At 48.5% G+C, this 25,978-nt stretch carries 13 protein-coding genes and 1 pseudogene; 12 read left to right on the top strand and 2 right to left on the bottom strand.

The genetic code is table 11. From position 1 onward, the window contains the following. Positions 1–57 precede the first annotated feature (57 nt). Complete coding sequence (locus tag DWY57_RS10685; protein WP_117599794.1) at positions 58–768, top strand: SprT family zinc-dependent metalloprotease; 711 nt, start codon at positions 58–60, stop codon at positions 766–768. 232 nt (positions 769–1,000) lie between these two features. Here DWY57_RS10685 and DWY57_RS10680 read toward each other — a convergent pair whose 3' ends face one another. Together DWY57_RS10680 and DWY57_RS10675 are read right to left on the bottom strand one after the other, a co-directional pair. Then, the gene (locus DWY57_RS10680; protein ID WP_005825862.1) at positions 1,001–1,399 is read right to left on the bottom strand and encodes a hypothetical protein; all 399 of its coding nucleotides are present in this window, start codon (positions 1,397–1,399) and stop codon (positions 1,001–1,003) included. Between the two features lie 62 nt (positions 1,400–1,461). Next, complete coding sequence (locus DWY57_RS10675) at positions 1,462–5,514, bottom strand: two-component regulator propeller domain-containing protein (protein ID WP_119961732.1); 4,053 nt, start codon at positions 5,512–5,514, stop codon at positions 1,462–1,464. A gap of 247 nt (positions 5,515–5,761) precedes the next feature. Between DWY57_RS10675 and DWY57_RS10670 the strand changes: the two genes are divergently transcribed. From DWY57_RS10670 to infB, 11 genes and pseudogenes are all read left to right on the top strand, one after another. Next, the gene (locus tag DWY57_RS10670; RefSeq protein ID WP_119961731.1) at positions 5,762–7,417 is read left to right on the top strand and encodes a carboxylesterase/lipase family protein; all 1,656 of its coding nucleotides are present in this window, start codon (positions 5,762–5,764) and stop codon (positions 7,415–7,417) included. 72 nt (positions 7,418–7,489) lie between these two features. Then, positions 7,490–10,558: a TonB-dependent receptor gene (locus tag DWY57_RS10665; protein ID WP_243634673.1), complete on the top strand. Its 3,069-nt coding sequence runs from the start codon at positions 7,490–7,492 to the stop codon at positions 10,556–10,558. A gap of 23 nt (positions 10,559–10,581) precedes the next feature. Then, positions 10,582–12,147, top strand: coding sequence for a RagB/SusD family nutrient uptake outer membrane protein (locus tag DWY57_RS10660; RefSeq protein WP_119961729.1), 1,566 nt, complete (start codon positions 10,582–10,584; stop codon positions 12,145–12,147). A 121-nt stretch (positions 12,148–12,268) separates the two neighbouring features. Next, a complete protein-coding gene (locus DWY57_RS10655) occupies positions 12,269–13,153 on the top strand; it encodes an alpha/beta hydrolase-fold protein (protein WP_119961728.1) in 885 nt (294 codons plus the stop codon). Positions 13,154–13,184: 31 nt separating this feature from the next. Then, positions 13,185–14,390, top strand: a complete 1,206-nt coding sequence (locus DWY57_RS10650) for an esterase (RefSeq protein WP_119961727.1) — start codon at positions 13,185–13,187, stop codon at positions 14,388–14,390. A gap of 45 nt (positions 14,391–14,435) precedes the next feature. Beyond that, positions 14,436–15,632, top strand: a complete 1,197-nt coding sequence (locus DWY57_RS10645; protein WP_119961726.1) for an esterase — start codon at positions 14,436–14,438, stop codon at positions 15,630–15,632. A 4-nt stretch (positions 15,633–15,636) separates the two neighbouring features. Next, a pseudogene (locus tag DWY57_RS10640) lies at positions 15,637–17,964 on the top strand (glycoside hydrolase family 3 C-terminal domain-containing protein). A gap of 136 nt (positions 17,965–18,100) precedes the next feature. After that, positions 18,101–20,590 (top strand): glycoside hydrolase family 3 N-terminal domain-containing protein, encoded by a 2,490-nt coding sequence (locus DWY57_RS10635; protein ID WP_119961725.1) that lies wholly within the window; start codon positions 18,101–18,103, stop codon positions 20,588–20,590. A gap of 470 nt (positions 20,591–21,060) precedes the next feature. Then, positions 21,061–21,528 carry a ribosome assembly cofactor RimP gene (rimP, locus tag DWY57_RS10630; protein WP_119961724.1) on the top strand — a complete coding sequence of 156 codons (468 nt, stop codon included), beginning with the start codon at positions 21,061–21,063 and terminating at the stop codon, positions 21,526–21,528. A gap of 4 nt (positions 21,529–21,532) precedes the next feature. After that, complete coding sequence (gene nusA / locus DWY57_RS10625) at positions 21,533–22,798, top strand: transcription termination factor NusA (protein ID WP_005824354.1); 1,266 nt, start codon at positions 21,533–21,535, stop codon at positions 22,796–22,798. 123 nt (positions 22,799–22,921) lie between these two features. Further along, complete coding sequence (infB, locus tag DWY57_RS10620) at positions 22,922–25,945, top strand: translation initiation factor IF-2 (RefSeq protein WP_117964267.1); 3,024 nt, start codon at positions 22,922–22,924, stop codon at positions 25,943–25,945. Positions 25,946–25,978: the final 33 nt, after the last annotated feature.

Here is a 25,978-nt window from a genome sequence, read left to right as displayed (position 1 = left end):
CTTTGTTCATTTGCAAAGCCTCTTCCCACCCCTTTCCTATGGGAGAGGCTTTGATTTATGACAGTAAACCGCATTATAGAAGATAAAGAGCTTGGCCCTTTGTTTGTCCGGGTCAATGCCCGGGCACGGCGTCTTACTTTCCGTACAAAGGAAGATGGAATTTACGTGACTGTGCCTCCCCGGACTTCTCTTGCCGAGATAGAGAATGCCATCGAGCAGCTTCGTCCGCGTCTGAAGGCTGCCAGACAGAAGCAGGTCAGAAAGCTGATTGATTTGGATTACCGCATTGATACGGAGTTCTTTAAACTGACATTGGTCAGCGGACAACGGGAACGGTTTTTGTCTCGTTCGGAATTGGGGGAAATGCAGATAATCTGTCCTCCTGATGCCGATTTCTCGGATGAGAAGTTGCAGGCCTGGCTACGCAAGGTAATTGAGGAAGCTTTACGGCGAAATGCGAAAATTGTTCTTCCGCCCCGTTTGTATATGCTTTCCATGCAGCACAACCTTTCTTACAAGAGTGTGAAGATAAATTCCAGCAGTGGGCGTTGGGGAAGCTGTTCGGCACAAGGCAATATCAACCTTTCCTATTATCTGGTACTTCTTCCCAAGCATCTGATAGACTACGTGCTACTGCACGAACTGGCACATACCCGCGAGATGAATCACGGGGAGCGTTTCTGGGATTTGCTCGATCGGATGACTGATGGAAAGGCACAAGCATTGAGAGCGGAGCTTCGGAAATATCAAACGAAAATAAATGATTAGAGATTAGTATGGGTGTATCACGGTAAGTAGTTCCTTGTTTTGCAGACAGTGATACTGCAAAACCACTGCATACCTTTTGCACTGTCACTGCACTCCTTTTGCACTGTCACTGCACTCCTTTTGCAGTGCCACTGCAAAAGTTATGTGGTGTCTTTGCAGTGGCTGTTGGTAAGCCAGGAAACAGCTTGTCGACTCCGAAATATGAGAGCAAAATGCCTCAAACTTTTTATCCCTAATTTTTTGCTAACTGCTTTACCTCTTCCCCTTCCTTCTCGAACCGGTATTCTCCTCCTTTTTCGCTTAGCTCAAATAAGGAAAGCTTTTCAGTTGCATTGTTTACAATCATGAGTGCGTTTTGCTCGGCAAAGCGTTTCACTTCGATGGTGAAAGGTTCTTCTGCAATGGTACGGTTCACCAGCAGGCTGTCGTTGATGAATATGGAAGTGGAATCTCCGGCAAATCCTTTCGTCAGTGTGATGGTGTATGTCTCAATGAAGTTGCGTTCTCCTTCTTTTCGTTGTTGCAGCCTCATGCTCATGTAGACAAAGATGACAACTACAAAAATCACGGCAAAGGCAAGGATGCCGTTGCCTATCATAAACTGTTTGTTGGTGTTCAGTCGGTGTGCCATGGATAAAAAGGTTTTTTAAGAATGGTACAAATGTAATGAATAAATTTGAACCGACCGGCTTTTTACTTGCTGTATTCGCTCGGACTCACACCGAACTGTTTCTTGAAGCTTGTCGAGAAATGGGACAGCGTACTGAATCCCGTCATGTCCGCTATCTCTGAAATAGTGTATTTTCCTTCTTTGAGCAATTCGGCGGCACGGTTCAGCTTGTAGGTCTTGAAGAATACGCTGGGGTTCTCACCCGTCAGCCCCTTTACCTTATAATAGAACTTGGTACGGGAGATTTTCAGTAGCTCGGTCATGCGCGCCACGTCCAGCTCCGGATTGGAGAGTTCGTTCTCCATCAGGTGGTAAAGCTCGGTCATGAAAGTGTTGTCCTGCGGCGAAAGCACATTTCCCTCAATCTTATCCGTTTGGGTGGACTGGCTCAGGAGGCTGCGCACTTTCTCGCGGTTTTTCAGTTGGGATTTGATAAGCGCCAGCAGGTAGTTGGGCTCGAAAGGTTTCGTCACGTAGGCATCTGCACCGGTATTCAGACCTTCCACCTGATTCTCTACAGTAGCTTTGGCCGTTACCAGTATCACGGGGATGTGGCATAGTTGCAAGTCCTCTTTTATCTGGCGACAGAGATCGTAACCGTTTCTTCCGGGCATCACTACATCACTCAGTACGAGGTCGGGCGCTTCTTCGTTCATGGCTTTGAAGGCGCTGTCGGCATCGAAGCGGCAGACGATTTTGTAGATGGGAGAAAGCAGGGCTTTCAGGTAGTGAGCCACTTCCGTATCGTCGTCTACTACCAGAAGAGTTTGCTTTTGCTGCCGGATGCTCTCTGTATTTTCCAGTTGATATTGTTCTTCCGTTTGTATCGGAAATGCCTTGTTCTGTTCCTCTTCGGGGAGAGTGCATTCTTCGGGGGTATAAGAGAGGTCATTCACCGGTAGCAGTAGGGTGAAGACGGCTCCGTTTCGTTCGGTACGGTTGCCGGCTTTCAGATAGCCATGATGCAGCAGCGCCAGGCTACGGGCATAGTACAGACCGATACCGGTTCCCCAGTTATAGGTACCTTTGGATTGATTGTCCAGTTGGTAATAGCGTTCGAATACTTTCTCCAACTGTTCCTCGGGGATTCCGTGGCCACTGTCTGCCACGGCAACTTTGACGTACTGTGTGTCGATGTCTTTGTCCGTCAGCGTAAAGAGGCGTGCAGCCTCTTCGCGGGTAATGACGTCGAAGCACAGTTCCACTTTTCCGCCGTTCGGAGTGAACTTCAAGGCGTTTGAAAGCAGGTTTCCTACAATCTTGTCCAGCTTGTCCACGTCCAGCCACATGAGGAAAGTATCCTCCAGGCCATAAGTGTTCAGTGCGATGCCTTTCTCGTTGGCGTTGATGCGGAAAATGTCTACAAAACGTTGCAGTTGCGAGATGATGTCGGTCCGTTTCACCCGCAGTTTTAGGGTGTCATTCTCCAGCTTGTTGAAGTCCATCAGCTGGTTCACCAGACGGAGCATGCGCCCCACACTGCGTTGTACGATGTAAAGCAGTTGTTTGTTTTCTCCCTCTATTTGGGGACTTTCGCAAAGTTGTGTTACCGGACCCGAAATCATGGTGAGTGGGGTGCGGAACTCGTGCGAGATGTTGGCAAAGAAACTCATGTTCATGCGGTTCACCCGTTGTTCCTGCTCCTTCTCAAGTTTGGCGCGTCGGGCGGTTTCTTTTTCCTGCTTAATGCGTAGCCAGGCACGGATGAAGATACCGATGATGGCGGCGGCAATGAGCAGATAGGTGCACCATGCCCACCATGTTTGCCAAGGGGCGGGCTTTACGATGACGCGTATGGAATTCTCCCTTTCTACAATGCTCTTGTCGTTATTGGTTATTTTAACTTTGAAAGTGTAGGTACCGGCAGGCAGATTGGCATAGTAGGCCTCTCGGTTGTTGCGGGCATCAATCCAATATTTGTCGAAACCATCCATCTTGTAATAATAATGTACGCGTTCGTATTCGCAGTAGTCCAGTGCGGCAAAGGAGATGCTGAAACCATTCTGATTGTGGTCCAGGCAGATGTCCGGCCGGTAGGAGAGGTGCTTGTCTACACTTTTGCTGTCTTGTGGGCGTGCCAACCGGTTGTGTATCTTCAAATCCTCGAAGAGCAGTGGAATTTCCCGTTTGGTACTTACGTCCATAGGGTTGAAGAAAGTCAGCCCGTGCGTACCGCCAAAAACCAGTGTCCCGTCGGGCAAGCGGCATGAAGAACGGTCGTAAAACTGATTGCCGCCTATGCCGTCGGCGGCATAGTAGTTGGTAAATTTCCCTACGGTGCGGTCATATTTGCCCAGCCCGTATTGTGTGCCTGTCCATATATTGCCTTGTGCATCTTCCTCAATGCAAGAGATGTCCCGGCAGGGTGTACCCTCTATGGTCTTGATTTTTCCGGTGGCGGCAGAATAGTGCAGCAGTCCGTTGCTGACGGTTCCAATCCACACATCTCCACGACTGTCTTCGAAGATGTCGGTAGGGATGAATACTGAACGTTGGATACAAGCTTGCCAGTCGGTGTTCTCGAATGGTACTTCAGCGCTTTCCCAATTGTCGGGATTGATTTGCATAACTGGGTTCATGAAGGCAGTGGCCCACATCTTTCCGTTGTTGAGTGGAAGGAGTCCGGGTATGAAGGTTCCAGTCCAGGAAAATACTTGTGTTTGGACAAATTCTTTTTCTTCACGCCTTTTGGCATAAAGTTTAGGGCTGTATGTACCCACCCAAATTGTTCCACGGCTATCTTGTGCAAACGACAGCGGTAGGAAGATGTCATGAATAGCCTCTGTCTTCAGTATGCCGTTTTTATAGCTGCATTTCATCACCTTGCTCGCATAGAGGGCCGCCAGCCAGATGTAGCCCTCGTCATCTACGAATACGCGTGTGATGTCCGGTTTGTCGGTAGCGCTTTTCCCCGGAAGTCCAGGCTGGTCCACTTCTTTCACTTCGTGGCTGTCCATGTTGTAAACGTACAGCCCGTCTATCATGGTGGCCATCCAGAGATTTCGCTCCTTGTCCACTGCCACGGACAGCACTGACTTCCGGTTCAGGTATGAGCTGAGATGGTTGTTGGTGTTGAAACGTTCTTTGTAGTTATAGCGCACGACATACCCTTGGTCTACAGAGCCTATCCATAGGTTTTTCTGTGAGTCGGTAAACATGGTGCTTATCTTGAAGTGAGGTACTTCGAAGGGAAAACCGTTTTCGCTTTGATGTATCATGTATTCTTCCACGTAGTTGTAGAGGAACATTCCTTGTTGGTCGGTATTCAGTAGCAGGCTGTTGCTGCCGTAGGGATGGATGTAGTTGACGTTGGCATGCAGCAGCAACGGATGGCTTCGGAGGGCTTGGGGTGTTTCCTTGAATTTGTGCGTATGTGTGTCGTACAGTGCTATCTGGCGGTTTCCTGCCAGCCATAGGATTCCGTTAGCCTGCATGAAGAAGTAGGTGGGAGAAAAGCCCTGCATTGGGATGGAGTCTTCCAGCGCCAGTGTGGAGGAGTTGTAGCGGCGCAGAGACAGCGGGGTCACTGCCCACAGTTTGTTGCTCTGGTCTATGAAGCAGCGGTTGTTGAAGGTATAGTTCGGGTCAAATATCTTGATGGGTACGTCAAATTTGTGTGTTTGTGGATTATATACGGCAAGGCTGTGCATCATGTTCAGAAAAATCTTTCCGTCTTTGTTCTCGAATATTTGGATGCCGTTTTTATTAGGGAAGTCCAGTGGCATATTTTGGAAATTATCCTTGTCTGTGTATAGGCTAGTCCCATTTACGGTGACTACCCACAACCGGCCTTGTGAATCGCGGAAGAGGTCGTTGATTTGATTATCGGGTATATCCAGTGAGTCATCCGTACAGTAATACTGATGATATTCGTGTACATTATATTTGTTTACCCCTCGTGAAGTTCCTATCCAAATGTGTCCTTGTGCATCTTCGGCAAAGGCGGTGACCTTCTGGTTGGAGAGGTCATTGGTGATGACAGGGCTTTCGATGCTGCCTTCCGGTGTGGGCTTTGTGTCCGACGGATTGCATGCGGTGATTAAACACAATAGAAGTAAATATTTAATGTATTTCATAATATATAGTGTAGACTAAAAGCATTGGCATGTGCCATCTTTTTGTTTTGGCATTACGATGCGAAAATACTCATAAAAATTGAGAGAGAGACTGCCGGAGAGCATGTTTTGAACAAATCTGCAAACATTTGAACATTGGAGAAAGCTGTTTTGAACATCGGGGAAAGCCGTTTGGATAACGTAGAAAATCCTTTTGGGGAGAATGTGCTAATATTGCAATCATAAAAACATAAAACTAATACATAATATGAAAAAGCAATTCTTGTCAGTGTTAGCATTCTCCGCCATCCTACTTTCCTCGTGCGGAGGGACAGCTAAAATGGAGAGAGTACCTGCTTGCGGGCAGAAGGGGGAGATAACGGCTTCCTCTACGGTTGCTGTTGCCGAAACCGAATCGGGCAAAGTAGCCGGATATGTGGAGAACGGTATCTATATATATAAAGGTATTCCGTATGCCAAAGCCGAACGTTTTATGCCGCCCGTGGCAGTTGACAAATGGGAAGGTGTCCGCAGCAGTCGTGCCTACGGCCCTACTTGTCCGCAAGGCAAGCGCATGGGATGGTACAGCGACGAACAGGCGTTTGCCTTCAACTGGGATGACGGTTATCCTGACGAGAATTGTCTGCGGGTGAATATCTGGACACCGGGACTGAAAGACGGGAAGAAACGCCCCGTCATGGTGTGGCTGCATGGTGGAGGTTATTCCGCCGGCAGTGGTCAGGAGCTTCCTTCGTATGACGGAACAAATCTGGCAAAGAAAGGGGATGCAGTGGTTGTGACACTGAATCATCGTCTCAACGTCCTGGGTTTTCTCGACCTTTCCGCCTATGGTGATAAATATGCAAAATCGGGCAATGCCGGACTGCTTGACTTGGTGGCGGCACTGCAATGGGTGAATAAGAATATAGAATCTTTTGGCGGAGATGCCCGGAATGTTACCATTTTCGGTCAGTCCGGTGGGGGAGGCAAGGTCTCTACGTTGCTTGCCACACCGTCGGCGAGAGGCTTGTTCCATAAAGCCATTGTACAAAGCGGATCTATGCTTCGTACGATGGAGCAAAAGTATTCTCGTCGCATTGGCAGTGCGGTTATGGAGGAGCTGGGACTGAATGCTTCGCAGATAGATGAATTACAGAAAGTACCTTACGACAAATTGCTTGCCGCAGGCGAAAAGGCCGTTGCCAAAATGCGTGTAGAGGCTGATAAAGAAGGAGTGGCTTCTTTTATCTTTGGCTGGGCTCCCACGGTAGATGGCGATGTGCTGCCAGCACAGCCTTTCGACCCTCAGGCTCCGGTGCAAAGCAAGGACATTCCGGTGATGATAGGCACTACCCTGCACGAGTTTACCGCAAGCACTTACTTCCCGCCTTTGCGGAGCATGACGAAGGAGCAGGTTGTGGAGCAGATTAAAAAGAAATATGGTGAACGTACGGATGATTTTCTGAAAGCTTTTGAGCAGGCCTACCCCGGTTATCAGCCCAAGGACCTGGTGGATGTGGACTTCATTTTCCGCCCTGGCGCAGTGGAGCAGGCCAAACTGAAGTCGGCACAGCAAGGTGCACCGGTCTATATGTATATGTTTGCTTGGGAATCGCCCGTGATGGACGGAATACTCCGCAGCACGCATTGTATGGAGATTCCTTTTGTGTTCAACAATGTCGTGCGTCATGCTTCGATGACCGGAGGCGGAAAGGCGGCACAAGTGCTGGCGGACAAGATGAGCAGTGCGTGGCTGAACTTTGCCCGTACGGGGAATCCCAATACTGAAGGTTTGCCCGAGTGGGAACCTTATACAGCTGATAAGGGAGCAACGATGATTTTCGATAATGATTGTGGCATGAAGTACAATCATGACAAGGAACTGCTTGAGGTGGTGATGGCCTTTCCGGTACGCGGTTTCTGATGCAGGTATCCGATGAAGAATGAATATAACCCTTTTATTAATAAATCTAATTAACAACTAATGAAAAGCATTATGAGAAACAATGCAGTGAAAAGGCTGGCGATGTCAGCACTTTTCCTTTTGGCTGGGATGCCTTTCCTGCTGGCACAGAACCAGATAAAGGTGTCGGGTAAAGTGACAGATGACCTGAAGGAGTCTATGATTGGTGTAAGTGTATTCGAAAAAGGTACAACGAACGGTGTGATTACCGACTTGGATGGTAACTATATGCTGTCCGTCAAGGAGGGTGCTGTTATCGTTTATTCCTATATCGGCTACGTTACACAAGAGAAGAAAGCCGTGCCTGGAGTGATGAATGTCACATTGAAGGAAGATACCAAGACATTGGACGAAGTGGTGGTAGTGGGCTACGGTGTACAGAAGAAGAGCTCCGTTACGGGTGCCATTTCCCAGGTGAAAACCGAGGATATGCAGAATCGTACCATTAGTAATGCGCCTGCTGCCTTGCAGGGCAAGACTGCTGGTGTGCAGGTTATCCAGACCTCTGCCGCACCGGGCTCCTCGCCTACGGTACGTGTGCGCGGCTACTCGTCCAATGTGTCCTCCAATCCGCTTTATGTGGTGGATGGTGTCCGCCTATCCGACATTAGTGGCATTGATCCTAATGATATTGCCTCCATGGAAGTGCTGAAAGACGCCGCTTCTGCTGCCATCTACGGTGCTGAGGCCGGCAATGGTGTGGTACTTATTACCACGAAAAAAGGTAAGTCCGGCCAAGGTAAAATTACGTACGATTTCCAATTCTCCTCCCAGCACTGGCAACGTGTACCCAAGATGCTGAGTGCTGAACAGTACATAGACTACATGGTAGAGGCGAATACCTTCACGGAAGATTATCTGTTACAGAATTGGGACGGTGTGACCAATACGGCCTGGACTGATGTAGCTTTTGAAAACAGTCGCATGCAGAAGCATAACATTGCGTTTACTAATGGCAGTGACAGAGGGAACTATTATCTCTCCCTGACCTATCTGGACGATAATGGTATCGTGAAAGGTAATGCCGATACTTATAAGCGCTTGACTGCTACTATCAACTCTGAATATGAAATCAAGCCATGGCTGAAAGTGGGAACCACCAACCAGATAGAAAAATACAACGTACGGAGTGTCTCCACCAATAATGAGTATGGCAGCTTGCTGACTTCCATATTGCAGCTCGACCCGCTGACTCCGGATACTTATACATACGAAAACCTGCCCACCCATATGCTGACCGCCCTGAATAGTGGCAAGCACTTGTTGCAGGATGACAATGGAAACTATTATGCTGTTTCCAAATTTTTTGCAGGTGAGCAATATCATCCTATGATTATGCGTGACAATAACATTGGTAAGAACAGTGGTTTTAACGTAAACGGTTCTGTGTATGCGGACTTCAAGCCTTTCAAGGGATTCACTTTTACTTCCCGTTTCGGTTACCGCTTGTCTGGTACCCGTAGCTCTACAACAGACCTTCCTTTCTATGGCAATGCCACGCAAAGCCGTGACTATGTCGGTCAAAGTAATACTTCGTCAACTACTATTTATTATCAGTGGGAGAACTTTGCCAATTATATGAAGACCTTCGGACAGCATACGGTGACGGCCATGGTGGGTATGTCATATCAGGAATCCACTTATGACTACGTAAACGGCAGTCTTTCTCCCAATGAAGAGGATGCACTGAAAAAAAATGATCCGTTGTTCTACTATTTGAATTATGCTTCAGCTTCTGCCATTAAAGGGGTGGGTGGTGAGAAGACGCGTTCAGCCAAGCTCTCTTATTTCGGCCGTGTAGGTTATGAGTTTGCAGGACGTTATTTGTTGCAGGCATCTCTACGTGCAGACGCAGCCGACCTTTCTCTGCTTCCTGCCACGAACCGTTGGGGGTATTTCCCCGCAGTATCCGTAGGGTGGACGGTTTCCGAAGAAAAGTTCTTTGCACCTCTGAAGGATCATGTCAGCAGTCTGAAACTGCGTGCCAGTTGGGGACAGAATGGTAGTTTGGCTGCATTGAGCGGATATGCTTATAGTACTGACATGGCATTGGGAGGCCTTTATCCTTTTGTAATGGGGAATTCGTACATTACCAGTGCTGCTCCTTCCACAATGGGCAACGATGAGTTGAAGTGGGAAACCTCCGAACAAATAAATGTGGGTATCGATGCACGTTTTTTGAATGACCGTCTGACCTTCAGTATGGATTATTTCGATAAAAAAACGAAAGACCTGCTGGTGTCCGGCACTACTCCATCATTGATTATCGGTGGTTCAACCTCTCCGATGAATGCCGGTAATGTAAGCAATAAAGGCTGGGAGTTCGAGTTGGGATGGAGGGACCGTATCGGTAATTTCAACTATGGTGTGCGTGCTAATCTTGCAACTCTGAAAAACAAAGTAACCTATATAGACCCATCTATCACCCGTCTTTCGGGCGTGAATTTCCACACCAGTACCATTACTTATTTTGAGGAGGGATATCCGGTATACTATTTCCGTGGATACAAGTTCAAAGGCGTTGACCCGGCAACCGGTGATCCCACATTCTATGACTTGGATGAGAGCGGTGACCTGAATGATGGTGACTTGGCATATATCGGTGATGCCATTCCTGACTTTACTTATGGTATTACTTTGACAGCCGGATGGAAAGGCTTTGACTTGACTGTGTTCGGAACGGGCTCGCAAGGTAATGACATTTTTAATTGTATCAACCGGCCTGACTTTGCCGCTTCCAATAAAATGAAAGAGGTGTTTTATGACAATCGTTGGACAGCTTCCAATCCCAATGGGTCGGTACCCCGTGCCGGTGCCACCAATATGGATAAATATCAGATTTCTGATGCATTGGTCTATGACGGTTCTTTCTTCAAAATCAAGCAGATTCAGCTGGGATACACATTCCCAAAGAATTGGATGAAAAAACTTTGTGTCGGTAATCTTCGCATCTATGGTTCTTTGGATGACTTCTTCACGTTCACCAAGTACCCGGGCTTTGATCCAGAAGCCGCTGCCAATTCTACTTCAGGTATGGGAATCGACAAAGGCTCTTATCCTTGTTCCAAAAAAGTGGTGTTAGGCTTTAACATTGAATTTTAATAAACCTCAAATTGATACTGATAATGAAAACTAAATATGTTTATATACTGATGCTGGGGTTACTCTCCGTATTCAGTACCGGTTGTGAAGATCGCCTTGATATAGCAAAACATGGAAATATGGGTAGTCAGGAAGATTTTTATAAGACTGATGACGATGCCATACAAGCTTTGGCTTCTCTGTATAGTAGTTGGGGAGGCAATTACTATAACTGGTTTTTCACAAAGAATCTGTTGGCCGATGATGTTTGGGCTGGAGGTGGCTCGCGGGGTGACAACTCTCAAATGGAACAGTTGAATGAATATACATTTGACACGGACCATGGCATGGTACAGGGGCTGTATTCGGGTATGTACGGCATAATTTATAAGTCGAATCTGATTATTGATTTGTTGGAGCCGGATACGGAAGTCAAGAAACGTGCTGTTGCCGAAGCCAGGTTTTTCCGTGCATGGTCGAATTTTGAACTGGTCACTCTGTTTGGTACGGCTCCGGTGGTGGACCATTTGTTGACTCCGGGAGAATATCGCCTCGGCAACAGTACGCCGGAGGTTATGTGGGCATTGATAGAGAGCGATTTGACGGAGGCTATAAATTCTAATGCGCTTCCTTCCAAATCGGATGTAAACGACAGTGAGACGGGTATTCGGATTACGAAAGAGGTGGCGCAGGCCATGTTGGGTAAAGCTTATTTGTTTCAAGGGAAGTATGGCGATGCTGCCGGTATTCTGGATGAAGTCATAGAGTCTGGTAAATACGCGCTCTATACGGGTGATTATGATAAACTGCTGCACGTTGCTGCCAATGGCTGTTGCGAGTCTATGTTGGAAGTGCAGAAACGCAATGACTCTGAGCAGGCCTGGAACCAGATGACAATGACCTTCATTATGCAGGGGTGGCGTACGGAAAAACTGACACTGAGTAGCGAGGCCTCTTCCTACATTGCTACGGGTACTTATGGTTTCATGAATCCGACAAAGGATTTATATGAAGCTTTTGTTGCCATGGAAGGTGAAAATGGCTATCGTTTGAACAGCTCCATCCGTACGGCTGCCCAATTGGAGAATCTTGGTATTTCTTTGCAGGCAGGAGCGAACCTGGTGGGACACGAGGGGTATTTTATGTGGAAGAACCGTGCTCTGAAAGAGGACTGTGTATATGATGCTTCCTACTTTCAAGCCTTGCAGTACATTAACCTGCGCGTGATGCGTTATGCTGAAGTGTTGTTGCTGGCTGCTGAAGCACATGTGCAGAATGGCAATAGCGGTAAAGCATTGGAATACGTCAACCAGATACGTTCCCGTGCCCAACTGAATGGTCTGACTTCTGTAACATTGGATGATGTGAAGAAAGAAAAACGTCTGGAACTTTGTCTGGAGAGTGTACGCTTTCAGGATTTGGTGCGTTGGGGCGATGCCGAAACAGTAATGGCCAATCAGGGTAAAGAAATACCGAGCTATTCTTCCAAGGGTACGGAATTCCAGTACCGGAATTCCACTTATGGCTTCAAACCGAAGCATAAGTTGTTGCCTATACCGCGCAAGGAGCTTGAACTGAATCCGAATATGGTGCAGAATGAAAATTGGTAGGAAAAGAAACTGATATATATCATGACAAAAGAAATCATAAGTTTTTATTTTTGCATAACCGTTTCTGATACCTTACCCTTGATGTATCATAAATATGAGAAACATTAAAATCTAAAATACCATGAAGAAAGTCTTATTTACTTTTCTGGCTATTTTCACCATGCTAACAGCATACGCACAATTCCCCGGTTGGGGACCGCAGAGCAAAGTGGTGACGGACAGTATCTACAGCAAGATATTGGATGCAAACCGGCAGTTTACAATTTATTTACCTCAAAGTTATGAGGTGGATGCTACGAGAAAATACCCGATTCTCTATCTACTACATGGCATGTCGGGAGTAAACACCAGTTGGTTCAACGACCAGCGCTGCAAGGATGTGATGGACCAGCTGACGGCATCGGGCGAGGCTTGCGAGATGATTATCGTCAGCCCCAATGCCGGAGGAAATCCGGCCACTTGCTGGAACGGCTACTTCAATATGCCGGGATGGGCTTACGAAGATTTCTTCTATAAGGAGTTCCTTCCTTATATAGAGAAGACCTACCGGGTGAAAGGTGATAAGCAGCATCGTGCCATTGCCGGACTTTCTATGGGCGGAGGCGGAACGGCAAGCTATGCACAGCGCTATCCGGATATGTATTGTGCCGCCTATGCCATGAGTGCTTTGATGAATATCCCCGTCAGTGGTGAGGAAGCGGGAAAAGACCCCGATCCCACGAACAAGATGGCTGTGCTGACGCGTTCTGTGCAGGAACATAGTTGCATCAGGTATGTGGCTGAGGCAGATGATGCGCGTAAGGCACAGCTTCGTACAGTACAGTGGTTTGTGGATTGCGGAGATGATGACTTTCTGCTGGATCGTAATATCGAGTTTTTCCAGGCGATGCGTAATGCCGGTATCCCTTGCCAGTTCCGTGTGCGGGATGGCGGACATACCAGCGAATATTGGCATTCGGCGCTTTATATGTGCCTGCCTTTTGTAAGTCGTAACTTTGCTAAATAATAAAAATCTAATTCATTCAATATAAGAAATTATGAAAAGATTATTAAGTTTGGCAGCTATGCTGCTGGTCTGCTGTGTCACCCTTTTTGCACAGCAAGCTCTTTGGGGAGGTGCGGCAGTTGTCTCTCCTGATATTCATGAAGACAACACGGTTACTTTTCGCTTAAAAGCTCCTAAGGCTGTAAGGGTGCAGATTACCGGTGATTTTCTGCCTCCACAAACTATTAAGACTCCTCGTGGCGATTATGATGCACCGGGCATTGCCGATTTGACAGAGGGGAAGGACGGCGTTTGGGAATTTACTACTCCCGAACCGTTGAAGCCGGAACTTTATGGATACTCCTTTATTGTAGACGGATTGAGAATGATGGACCCGAGCAATGTTTACATGATTCGGGATGTGGCTACCGTGACCAATGTATTTATCATCGGTGGGGACCGTGCCGATTTGTATAAAGTGAATAAGGTACCTCATGGAACGGTAAGTCGCATGTGGTACAATAGTCCTTCGCTGGGAATGGACCGCCGTCTGACGATTTACACTCCGGCTGGTTATGAAACCAGCGGCAAGCGTTATCCGGTATTCTATCTGCTTCATGGTGCAGGTGGTGATGAGGAAGCTTGGATTGCTCTTGGCCGTACTTCGCAGATATTGGATAATCTTATCGCACAGGGCAAGGCTCAACCTATGATTGTAGTGATGACCAACGGCAATGCTTGGCAAGATGCTGCTGCAGGTGAGTCTCCCAAGGGGTTTGTTGCCCCATCCATGCGTCCCGACGAAAGAGCGAAAGTGGCAGAAGGTGCTTTTGAACTCTCGTTCCCCGAAATCGTGAAGTTCGTAGAGAAGAATTTCCGCACTCTTGCCAATAAGAAGAACCGTGCCATTGCCGGGCTTTCTATGGGTAGTTTCCACTCTTGCAATATTTCCAAGTATTACCCGGACATGTTCGACTATGTAGGTCTTTTCTCCGGTGCAAGTACCGGAAACGATAAATCAACTTGTCCGGTCTATACCGACTTTGAAGGTAAGCTGAAGACTCAGTTTGCCAAGAAACCGGCCCTTTACTTCATCGCATGCGGCAAGACGGACTTTGTTTATAAAGGTGTGGCCGACTTTCGCAAGTTGCTTGATGACAATGGTTATAAGTACGAGTATCTTGAAACGGGCGAGGGCCATATCTGGAGGAACTGGCGCATCTATCTGACGGAGTTCGCGCCGAAGTTGTTCAAATAAGAGGATTCGGTATAACTAATTTAATAACAAGATAACATACGTATCATGAAAAGAATTTCTATTTTGTCAGCTCTGTTGCTGATGTGTGCGATGACTTTCGCGCAACAAGCTCTCTGGGGAGGCGCTCCTGTGGTCTCACCTGAGATACACGACAACAATACAGTAACTTTCCGCTTGAAGGCGCCGAAAGCCGTAAAGGTGCAAGTAACCGGCGACTTCCTGCCTACGCAGAAAATCAAGACTCCTTTTGGTGAGTTTGATGGTCCGGGTGTGGCAGATTTGAAAGAGAACAAGGACGGTGTGTGGGAATTCACTACTCCCGAACCGCTGAAACCAGAACTCTACAGCTACACTTTCCTGGTAGACGGACTGAAGATTAACGACCCTGCCAACGTCTATATGATTCGAGACGTGGCAAGCGTGACGAATGTATTCATCATCGGTGGTGACGAGCGCATCGATCTTTACAAAGTGAATAAAGTTCCTCATGGAACGGTGTCTAAGGTATGGTACAACAGCCCTACGCTGGGTATGGACCGCCGTCTGACTGTCTATACGCCTGCCGGATATGAGACAAGCGGCAAGCGCTATCCTGTCTTCTACCTGCTGCACGGTATGGGTGGCGACGAGAACGCATGGAGCGAACTGGGACGTACGGCACAGATTCTGGATAACCTCATCGCCCAAGGCAAGGCCAAGCCGATGATTGTAGTAATGACCAACGGTAACGCTGCGTTGGAGGCTGCTCCGGGTGAATCGTCACTGGGTTTTGCCGCTCCCAGCATGAATCTGCCCAAGACAATGGAAGGTTCTTTCGAAACGGCTTTCCCCGACGTGGTGAAATTCATTGATAAGACTTACCGTACACAGGCCAACAAGAAGGGGCGTGCCATTGCTGGTCTCTCTATGGGAGGTTTCCACTCCATGCACATCTCCAAGCAATATCCGGACATGTTCGACTATGTAGGGCTGTTCTCGGCTGCCATCATGCCCAACAAAGATGTGAAGTCTCCGATTTATGACAACCTTGAAGCCAAACTGAAAACCCAGTTTGCCAAGAAACCGGCACTCTATTACATCGCTATCGGTAATAAAGACTTCTTGTTCCAGGCCAATAACGACTACCGCAAGATGTTGGACGAGAAGGGTTACAAATATGAATATTATGAAACCGGAGAAGGTCATATCTGGAAGAACTGGCGTATTTACCTGACTGAATTCGCACCGAAGATATTTAAATAAGATTATGAAGAAGAATATTATATCCATGGCAGCAGCAATGGCTGTTTTGTCAGCTTGCGGACCGGGTGTGCCGCAGCTTGGAAAGTCCTCTCTGGATGAGGTGATTGGCGCCATGACCTTGGAAGAAAAGGCGCATCTGGTAGTGGGTACCGGTATGGCAGGTTTCTCGGGTGACAGTGCCGTAATCGGTGCAACGAGAAAGCTGGTGCCGGGTGCGGCAGGAACCACATATCCGATTGAGCGCCTCGGCATTCCCGCTGTGGTGCTGGCTGATGGTCCCGCTGGACTGCGTATCGACCCCAAGCGTGAGGGAGATTCTGCTACGTACTATTGTACTCATTTCCCTATCGGAACTTTGCTCGCCTCTACCTGGGACCAGGAACTGGTGGAAAGTGTAGGTCAGTCTATCGGTAACGAAGTGCTGGAATACGGTGCGGACGTGCTGTTGGCTCCGGCGCTGAACATTCATCGTAACCCGCTTTGCGGACGTAACTTCGAGTATTATTCCGAAGACCCGTTAGTGTCGGGTAAGATTGCCGCCGCCTACGTACGTGGTGTGCAGAGCAACGGTGTGGGTACCAGTATCAAGCACTTTGCTGTGAACAACCAGGAAACTAACCGTATGGCTACGGATGCGCATGTATCCCCACGCGCCTTGCGCGAAATCTACTTGAAAGGATTCGAGATTGCCGTGAAGGAATCCGCTCCTTGGACCGTGATGTCCTCATACAACTACCTGAACGGTGTCTATACTTCGGAAAACAAGGAGTTGCAGACAACGATGCTGCGTGACGAATGGGGCTTCAAGGGTATGGTGATGACCGACTGGTTCGGTGGTAAAGATGCTGTGGCACAGATGGTGGCGGGCAACGACATGTTGCAGCCCGGTCTGCCCAAGCAGTACGAAGCCATCGTGAAGGGTGTGCAGGACGGAGCGTTGGACGAAGCCATTCTCAATCAGAATGTGAAGCGCATTTTGGAAATGATTCTCCAGACTCCCCATTTCAAGGGATATAAATATTCCAATAAGCCTGATTTGAAAGCACATGCTGCCGTTACCCGCCAGTCCGCGACAGAAGGTATGGTATTGCTGAAGAACGATAACGGTGCTCTGCCACTGGCAGCCGACGTGAAGAACGTGGCACTTTTTGGTTGTACTTCCTATGACTTCATTGCCGGAGGTACGGGCTCGGGCAACGTGAACCGCGCTTATACCGTTTCGCTATTGGACGGCTTGAAGAATGCCGGCTATGTGGTGGATGAAGCGCTGAAGAATAGCTATGAAGCTTACCTGAAAGCAGAGAAAGAACGTCTGGCCAAAGATAAGAAAGAGTGGTTTATGCCCGACGAGCGTCCTGCTGAGATGGCTGTGTCCGCACAAGTTATCCGCGAGCAGGTTGCCAAGGCCGATGTGGCACTGGTGACGCTGGGACGTACCTCCGGTGAGTTTCTCGACCGTATGGTAGCCGACTTCAACCTCACCAAAGAGGAGCAGAGCATGTTGAAAGCAGTGTCCGATGCTTTCCACGCTGCCGGAAAGAAGGTAGTGGTGGTACTTAATATCGGTGGTGTGATTGAAACTGCTTCTTGGAAGTCTGTTCCCGATGCCATCCTTTGTGCATGGCAGGCAGGCCAGGAGGGAGGGAACAGTGTGGCTGACGTGCTGAGTGGCAAGGTTTCTCCTTCGGGCAAGCTGACAATGACTTTCCCGGTGAAGTTTGAAGATGCCGCTTCTTCCGCCAACTTCCCGATAGACATGCGCGTAAGCACCGACCTCGTGAACAAGGGCGGGAAGAAGAACGACGTGAAGGATGTGGATTATACCAATTATGAGGAGGATATCTACGTAGGTTACCGTTACTTTGACACCTTTGGCAAGCAGGTTTCCTATCCTTTCGGTTACGGTCTTTCCTATACCACTTTTGCTTATGACAAGGCTGCTGTCAAGGCAGACAACGGCGTCTATACCGTATCTGTGTAAGTGAAGAATACCGGTAAGGTAGCAGGTAAGGAAGTGGTTCAGCTTTATGTATCCGCTCCCGATGCTGCAGACGCCAACAAACCCGAAAAGGAACTGAAAGCTTTTGCCAAGACTAAGGAACTGAAACCGGGCGAAACTACTGTGGTGACGCTGAAAGTGAATGCTGCCGACCTGGCTTCCTATGATGAGGCTGCATCGGCATGGGTGGTAACTCCCGGAAACTACAAGTTCCTCGTCGGGGCTTCCTCACGCGACATCAAGGCTACGCTGGAGGCTGAAGTAGCTGCCGCAACGCAGAAGACGAACGACATCCTGAAACTTCAGGAACCGATGAACCTCTTGAAGAGATGAGAGTAGGATTGTCTGAAAAGATAACAAATCATACCCTAAAAAACATCCTGTTGTATCCTTTGGTATGGCAGGATGTTCTTATCTTTGTGCCTCGTATAAACAGATAGTGCAACTATTATAAACCAATATCACAACCATGAGTAAAAAGTTAATCTTATCTTTAGCCCTATCAGGGTTAGTACTTACTGCTACGGCGCAGACCACTGTTGCGCCTGCCATTCCAAGAGACGAGAAAATAGAACAGCAGATTGAGACTTTGCTGAAGAAGATGACGCTTGACGAGAAAGTCGGTCAGATGTGCGAACTCACTATCGACCTCCTGCAGAAACGCGCCAATCCCTTTGCCGGCCTCGACCCGAAGAACATCACGGTGAAGGACCTGCAAAAAATCATCAAGAGATACAAGCTTGAAAAGGAATTCAAGCTGGGCAAGGAGATGCCTTCGCAGGATGTGATGATGAAGCTCTATATGCGTATCCAAGGCATTGAGAATGCCAAGGGCTTCCAGTTGGACGAGGCGATGCTCGACTCTGTCATCGGAAAATACAAAGTAGGCTCCATCTTGAACGTGCCCAACGGTGTGGCACAGAGCGTGGAGAAGTGGCAGGAAATCATCAAACGCATTCAGGAGAAATCCATGGAGGTGATGGGTATTCCTTGTGTGTACGGTGTAGACCAGATACACGGAACTACCTATACGCTGGGCGGTACTTTCTTTCCGCAAGGCGTCAATATGGGAGCTACCTTCAATCGTGAACTGACACGTGAGGGTGCACGTATCTCTGCCTACGAAACAAAGGCGGGAAGCATCCCCTGGACGTATGCCCCGGTGACTGACCTCGGGCGTGACCCGCGCTGGCCGCGTATGTGGGAAAACTATGGTGAAGACGCCTACGTCAATGCCGAAATGGGACGTGAAGCCGTTATCGGTTTCCAGGGAGAGAACCCCAACCTGATTGGCGGGAACAACGTTGCCGCTTGTATGAAGCACTATATGGGTTATGGTGTTCCCGTTTCCGGTAAGGACCGTACGCCGTCTTCCATCACCGAGCAGGATATGCGTGAGAAGCATTTCGCTCCTTATCTGGAAATGGTGAAGGCAGGTGCCCTCTCCGTGATGGTGAACTCCGCCATGAACAACGGTCTGCCTTTCCATGCCAACTATGAGCTGCTGACCAAGTGGCTGAAAGAAGACCTCAACTGGGACGGTATGATTGTGACCGACTGGGCGGACATCAACAACCTTTATAGCCGCGACCACATTGCTAAGGACAAGAAGGAAGCCATCAAGCTCGCCATCAATGCCGGTATCGACATGTCTATGGACCCGTACGACTGGAAGTTCTGTACACTCTTGAAAGAACTGGTGGAAGAAGGTGAAGTTCCCATGAGCCGTATAGACGATGCTGTGCGTCGTGTGCTGCGTTTGAAATGCCGTCTCAACCTATTTGAAAAGCCCTATTATGACTTGAAAGACTTCCCGTTGTTCGGTAGTGCGGAACATGCCGCTGCTGCATTGCAGGCTGCCGAAGAGTCTTTGGTACTCCTGAAGAATACAGACGGTATATTGCCGTTGGCAAAAGGCAAGAAACTGCTGGTTACCGGTCCGAATGCCAACTCCATGCGTTGCCTCAATGGCGGCTGGTCTTATTCATGGCAGGGCGACAAAGCCGACGAGCATGCAGGTCAATATAATACCATTCTCGAGGCTTTCACCAATAAATTCGGTGCGGACAATATCATCTACGAAGCCGGTGTCACTTATAAGCAAGGTGGCAACTGGTGGGAAGAAAACACTCCGGAGATAGAGAAAGCTGTAGCAGCCGCTGCCGGTGCCGACTACATCGTTGCCTGCATCGGTGAGAACTCTTACTGCGAGACTCCGGGTAACCTGACGAACCTCTTCCTCTCCCAGAACCAGCTCGATTTGGTGAAGGCTCTTGCCAAAACCGGGAAGCCCATCATTCTGGTGTTGAATGAAGGCCGTCCTCGCCTGATTGCTGACATCGAGCCTTTGGCTAAGGCTGTTGTCAATACTATGCTTCCGGGCAATTACGGCGGTGATGCGTTGGCAAACCTCATTGCCGGCGACGCCAACTTCAGCGGAAAGATGCCTTTCACTTATCCGAAGGAAATCAACTCTCTGATTACGTACGACTACAAACCGTGCGAACACATCGGCAAGCAGATGGAAGGTGCTTATAACTACGATGCGCAAGTGTCCGTACAGTGGGCGTTCGGTTATGGATTGAGTTATACTACTTTTGCATACAGTAACCTCAAGGTGGATAAGTCGGACTTTACCGCTGATGATGTGCTTACTTTCACTGTAGATGTGAAGAATACCGGTGACCGTGTCGGCAAGGAGAGCGTGTTGCTCTTCAGCAGTGACCTCGTTGCCTCCCTTACTCCCGATACCCGCCGTCTTCGCGCTTTCGAGAAAGTGGAACTGAAACCGGGCGAGACAAAGACCGTGACTCTGAAACTGAAAGGCTCCGACCTTGCTTTCGTAGGCTATGATGGCAAGTGGATTCTGGAGAAAGGTGACTTCCGCATCCAGACGGGTGACCAGACTGTGAACGTGGTTTGTACGGATACCAAGAAGTGGGAGACTCCGAATAAGTGATACGACAAGGTCTTTTAGACCTTTAGAACCATAGTAAAAGGGCCGATAGCATGAAACAAGCTATCGGCCTTTTATTTTTCCGCGTTGTCTTTCAACAGTATCTTCTTTCCGTTTGTATCTCCTTACTTCTTTTCCTGAAACAATAGAGATTGTATGCTTGAGATGTACATCTCATGTTGTCCGAGATGCACATCTCGTTGTGCTTGACATGTGCATCTCATGCAGTATGGAACGTGATAATTCATTTCATAAAGTATAAGCTTCTGTCTCATAAGATTATATGTTTTACCCCTTATCTTGAAGTGTTGAAAGGGTGTGTTTGTAATATAATTCCCGTTTGAACCGTTAAATCAATCTTTTTTTCTCTAATATTTTGTAGTCGAACAGATTATTTATATCTTTGCAACCGAAAACGGATGAAAGGTGGAGGGGCGATTAAGCTCCTCTTTTTTGTTCCTAATGGTTAATCTATGATAGAAAAGAAAACTGTTTGTCAGATTGTTGACGAGTGGCTGGCAGGAAAGGACTACTTCCTTGTGGAGGTGACAATCAGCCCGGATGACAAGATTTTGGTGGAAATAGACCACAAAGAAGGTGTTTGGATTGAGGACTGCGTAGAGCTGAGCCGCTACATCGAGTCCAAGTTGAACCGTGAGGATGAGGATTATGAGTTGGAAGTCGGTTCGGCCGGCATCGGACAGCCCTTCAAGGTACTGCAGCAGTACATTAACCACATCGGCAAGGAAGTGGAAGTGCTGACAAAGGACGGCCGCAAGCTCAGCGGCGTGTTGAAGGAAGCCGACGAACAGCATTTCGTCGTGACCATTCAGCAGAAAGTGAAAGAGGAAGGTGCCAAGCGTCCCAAACTGGTGGATGAAGACTTGACCTTTGCGTATGAAGAGATAAAATACACTAAATACTTAATCAGTTTTAAATAAGACTATGGCCAAGAAAGTAGAAACTGTCAGCTTGATAGATACATTTTCGGAATTTAAGGAACTGAAGAATATCGACAGAACCACGATGGTAAGCGTACTCGAGGAGTCGTTCCGTAGTGTGATTGCGAAAATGTTCGGTACCGATGAGAATTACGACGTAATTGTAAACCCGGACAAGGGTGACTTCGAAATATGGCGTAACCGTGAGGTAGTGGCAGACGAGGATTTGGAAAACCCGAACCTGCAGATTGCATTGTCCGAAGCACAAAAGATTGATGCTTCTTATGAAGTGGGCGAGGAAGTGACGGATGAAGTTATCTTCGCGAACTTCGGTCGCCGTGCCATCTTGAACTTGCGCCAGACACTGGCCTCCAAGATATTGGAACTGGAGAAAGATAGTATTTACAACAAATACATTGATAAAGTGGGTACCATCATCAATGCGGAAGTCTACCAGATTTGGAAGAAAGAGATGCTGCTGCTCGATGATGAAGGCAACGAACTGTTGCTGCCCAAGACCGAACAGATACCGAGTGACTTCTACCGCAAGGGCGAGACCGCCCGCGCCGTAGTGGCACGTGTGGACAACAAGAATAATAATCCGAAGATTATCCTGAGCCGTACGTCGCCCGTCTTCCTGCAACGTCTGTTCGAGATGGAAGTACCCGAAATCAATGACGGACTGATTACCATCAAGAAGATTGCCCGCATCCCTGGCGAGCGTGCCAAGATTGCCGTTGAGAGCTACGATGACCGTATCGACCCGGTAGGTGCCTGCGTGGGCGTGAAGGGTAGCCGTATTCATGGTATCGTCCGCGAGCTTCGCAACGAGAATATCGACGTTATCAACTATACGTCGAATATCCAGTTGTTTATACAGCGTGCCTTGAGCCCTGCCAAGATTTCTTCCATCCGCTTGAACGAGGAAGAACGCAAGGCTGAAGTGTTCTTGAAACCCGAAGAGGTGTCGCTGGCTATCGGTAAAGGCGGTTTGAATATCAAGCTTGCCAGTATGTTGACTGAGTACACCATCGACGTGTTCCGTGAGTTGGATGAGGCCATAGAGGATGAAGACATCTACTTGGACGAATTCCGTGATGAAATAGACGGTTGGGTTATCGATGCCATCAAGGCTATCGGTATCGATACGGCTAAGGCTGTGTTGAACGCTCCCCGTGAGATGTTGATTGAGAAGACGGACCTCGAAGAAGAGACGGTGGACGAGGTATTGCGCATTTTGAAACAAGAGTTTGAAGAGGAGGAGCAGTAATGTGGTAATGTGGGTAGTATGCTAATGTGCCAATGCAGATAGCATATCGGATGAAGTGCACACTCCTTTTTTCTCAGCCAATTAGCACATTAGCATATTGGCACATTAATTCATTAAATTAGTATGACGATAAGGTTAAACAAAGTAACAAGAGATTTAAATGTAGGAATTACGACGGCTGTCGAGTTCCTGCAAAAGAAGGGATTTACCGTTGAGGCAAATCCGAACACAAAAATTACGGATGAACAGTTCGAACTGCTCAAAAAGGAGTTTAGTACAGATAAGGACCTTAAGATAAAGTCGGAGCGTTTCAGCCAGGAACGTCAGAGCAAGGACCGCAACAAGGCGTCCGTGTCTATTGACGGCTATAAGGAAACGCAAGAGAAAGCGAAGCCCGAGGAGATTAAGACGGTTGTTCCGGAAGACGTACGTCCGAAGTTCAAGCCGGTAGGCAAGATTGATTTGGACAAACTGAACCGTAGACCTGCTCCTGCTCAAGAAAAAGAGAAAGAAACGGAAAAAGCAATAGAAGAGAAAAAGGTGGAGGAACCGGCAGTTGTAGAAACACCGAAACCGGAACCAGCTCCTCAACCGGAGATACAGCCGGCATCTGAACCCGAACTGCAATCCGTTTCGGAACCGCAGCCCCAACCCGTTGTCAAGGAAGAGCCTGCTCCGGTGTCAGAGGCTCAACAAGAATCTAAAAAGGAAGAAATGATAGAAGCGCCTGCTCCCGCACCGGCGGCTGAAGAAGCACCGGTTGAAAAAGAGGGGAAAGAAGAAGGGGAAGAAATCTTCAAGATACATCAGCCTGAGTTTGTTTCGAAGATTAATGTCATCGGACAGATAGACCTGGCTGCCTTGAACCAGTCCACACGTCCGAAGAAGAAATCGAAAGAGGAGAAACGCAAGGAGCGTGAAGAGAAGGAAAAGATTCGCCAGGATCAGAAGAAGCAGATGAAGGAAGCTATCATCAAGGAAATCCGCCGTGATGATAGCAAGCTGAAGGATACCGCTGCCGGCGATGCCAATGGCAAAAAGAAACGTGTCCGTATCAATAAGGAGAAAGTGGACATCAACAATGCTTCCAACTTCCAACGTGGTGGTAACGATCGTGGACACGCAGGTGCCCAGCAAGGTCAGGGGGGCCGCCCGCAAGGTGGAAACCAGCCTGGTGGAAACAATGCCAATAATAACCGCAACCGCAATAAGGACCGCTTCAAGAAGCCGGTCATCAAGCAGGAGGTTAGCGAGGAAGATGTAGCAAAGCAGGTAAAGGAAACTTTGGCACGCCTCACTTCCAAAGGAAAGAACAAAGGTGCCAAGTATCGTAAGGAGAAACGTGACATGGCTTCCAGCCGTATGCAGGAATTGGAAGACATGGAGATGGCAGAAAGCAAGGTACTGAAGATTACGGAATTCGTGACGGCCAATGAGTTGGCAAGCATGATGGATGTTTCAGTTACTCAGGTCATTGCCACTTGTATGAGTATTGGTATGATGGTATCCATCAACCAGCGTCTGGATGCCGAGACCATCAACCTGGTGGCTGAGGAATTCGGTTTCAAGACAGAATATGTAAGTGCAGAAGTGGCGCAGGCCATCGTAGAGGAAGAGGATGATGAGGAAGATTTGGAACCTCGCGCTCCGATTGTAACGGTGATGGGGCACGTAGACCACGGTAAGACTTCATTGCTCGACTATATCCGTAAGGCGAATGTGATTGCCGGTGAAGCGGGTGGTATCACACAGCACATCGGTGCCTACCACGTGTCGCTGGACGACGGGCGTAAGATTACATTCCTCGATACTCCGGGTCACGAAGCGTTTACTGCCATGCGTGCCCGTGGTGCCAAAGCTACGGATATTGCCATTATCATTGTGGCTGCTGACGACAACGTGATGCCGCAGACAAAGGAAGCCATCAACCATGCCATGGCTGCGGGTGTTCCCATCGTATTTGCAATCAATAAGATTGATAAACCGACTGCCAACCCCGACAAGATTAAGGAAGAGCTGGCTGCCATGAACTTCCTGGTGGAAGAGTGGGGCGGTAAGTATCAGTCGCAAGATATCTCTGCCAAAAAGGGTATCGGTGTACCCGAGCTGATGGAGAAAGTGTTGCTCGAAGCGGAAATGCTGGAGCTGAAAGCAAACCCGAACCGCCGTGCTACCGGTTCCATCATTGAGTCCTCATTGGATAAGGGGCGTGGCTATGTGGCTACGGTGCTTGTTTCCAACGGTACTTTGAAGATGGGCGACATCGTGCTGGCAGGTACTAACTACGGTAAGGTAAAGGCTATGTTCAACGAGCGTAACCAGCGCATGAAGGAAGCCGGTCCTTCTACACCTGCCCTGATATTGGGCTTGAACGGTGCGCCTGCTGCTGGCGACACGTTCCACGTAATCGAGACGGAGCAGGAAGCACGCGAGATTGCCAACAAGCGCGAACAGTTGCAGCGTGAACAAGGTCTGCGTACGCAGAAGATGCTGACGCTCGACGAAGTGGGCCGCCGTCTGGCATTGGGTGACTTCCATGAGCTGAACGTGATTGTGAAGGGTGACGTGGACGGTTCTGTGGAAGCGTTGAGCGACTCTTTAATCAAGCTGTCTACGGAGCAGGTGCAGGTAAACGTAATTCACAAGGGTGTCGGTCAGATTTCCGAATCGGATGTCTCGCTGGCTGCCGCTTCGGATGCGATTATCGTCGGTTTCCAGGTACGTCCTTCGGGTGCTGCCGCCAAGATGGCAGAGCAGGAGGGGGTGGATATCCGCAAGTACTCCGTCATCTACGATGCCATCGAAGAGGTGAAGGCTGCCATGGAAGGTATGCTGGCACCAACATTGAAGGAGCAGGTTACAGCAACCATCGAGGTGCGCGAGGTGTTCAACATCACGAAGGTGGGACTGGTGGCAGGTGCCATGGTCAAGACCGGAAAGGTGAAACGCAGCGACAAGGCCCGCTTGATACGCGACGGTATCGTAATCTTTACGGGTGCCATCAATGCCTTGAAGCGCTTCAAGGACGACGTGAAGGAGGTAGGTACCAACTTCGAGTGCGGTATCAGCCTGACAAATTGCAACGACATCAAGGTGGGCGATATTATCGAATCTTACGAAGAAATAGAAGTGAAGCAAACATTATAATTGAATAATGTGCAAATATGCTAATGTGCCAAT

The sequence above is a fragment of the Bacteroides sp. AF25-5LB genome (assembly GCF_003602965.1).
Lineage (GTDB): Bacteria > Bacteroidota > Bacteroidia > Bacteroidales > Bacteroidaceae > Bacteroides > Bacteroides uniformis.
The sequence above is the reverse complement of the archived record's forward strand: the minus strand, read 5'-3'. Positions and strand labels throughout refer to the sequence as shown.

Coding starts and splice junctions, on each gene's coding strand:
- DWY57_RS10650 (WP_119961727.1), top strand. CDS start 13,185: ATGAAAAGATTATTAAGTTTGGCAGCTATGCTGCTGGTCTGCTGTGTC.
- DWY57_RS10685 (WP_117599794.1), top strand. CDS start 58: ATGACAGTAAACCGCATTATAGAAGATAAAGAGCTTGGCCCTTTGTTT.
- DWY57_RS10675 (WP_119961732.1), bottom strand. CDS start 5,514: ATGAAATACATTAAATATTTACTTCTATTGTGTTTAATCACCGCATGC.
- DWY57_RS10645 (WP_119961726.1), top strand. CDS start 14,436: ATGAAAAGAATTTCTATTTTGTCAGCTCTGTTGCTGATGTGTGCGATG.
- DWY57_RS10635 (WP_119961725.1), top strand. CDS start 18,101: ATGAGTAAAAAGTTAATCTTATCTTTAGCCCTATCAGGGTTAGTACTT.
- DWY57_RS10665 (WP_243634673.1), top strand. CDS start 7,490: ATGAGAAACAATGCAGTGAAAAGGCTGGCGATGTCAGCACTTTTCCTT.
- DWY57_RS10670 (WP_119961731.1), top strand. CDS start 5,762: ATGAAAAAGCAATTCTTGTCAGTGTTAGCATTCTCCGCCATCCTACTT.
- DWY57_RS10660 (WP_119961729.1), top strand. CDS start 10,582: ATGAAAACTAAATATGTTTATATACTGATGCTGGGGTTACTCTCCGTA.
- infB (WP_117964267.1), top strand. CDS start 22,922: ATGACGATAAGGTTAAACAAAGTAACAAGAGATTTAAATGTAGGAATT.
- rimP (WP_119961724.1), top strand. CDS start 21,061: ATGATAGAAAAGAAAACTGTTTGTCAGATTGTTGACGAGTGGCTGGCA.
- DWY57_RS10680 (WP_005825862.1), bottom strand. CDS start 1,399: ATGGCACACCGACTGAACACCAACAAACAGTTTATGATAGGCAACGGC.
- nusA (WP_005824354.1), top strand. CDS start 21,533: ATGGCCAAGAAAGTAGAAACTGTCAGCTTGATAGATACATTTTCGGAA.
- DWY57_RS10655 (WP_119961728.1), top strand. CDS start 12,269: ATGAAGAAAGTCTTATTTACTTTTCTGGCTATTTTCACCATGCTAACA.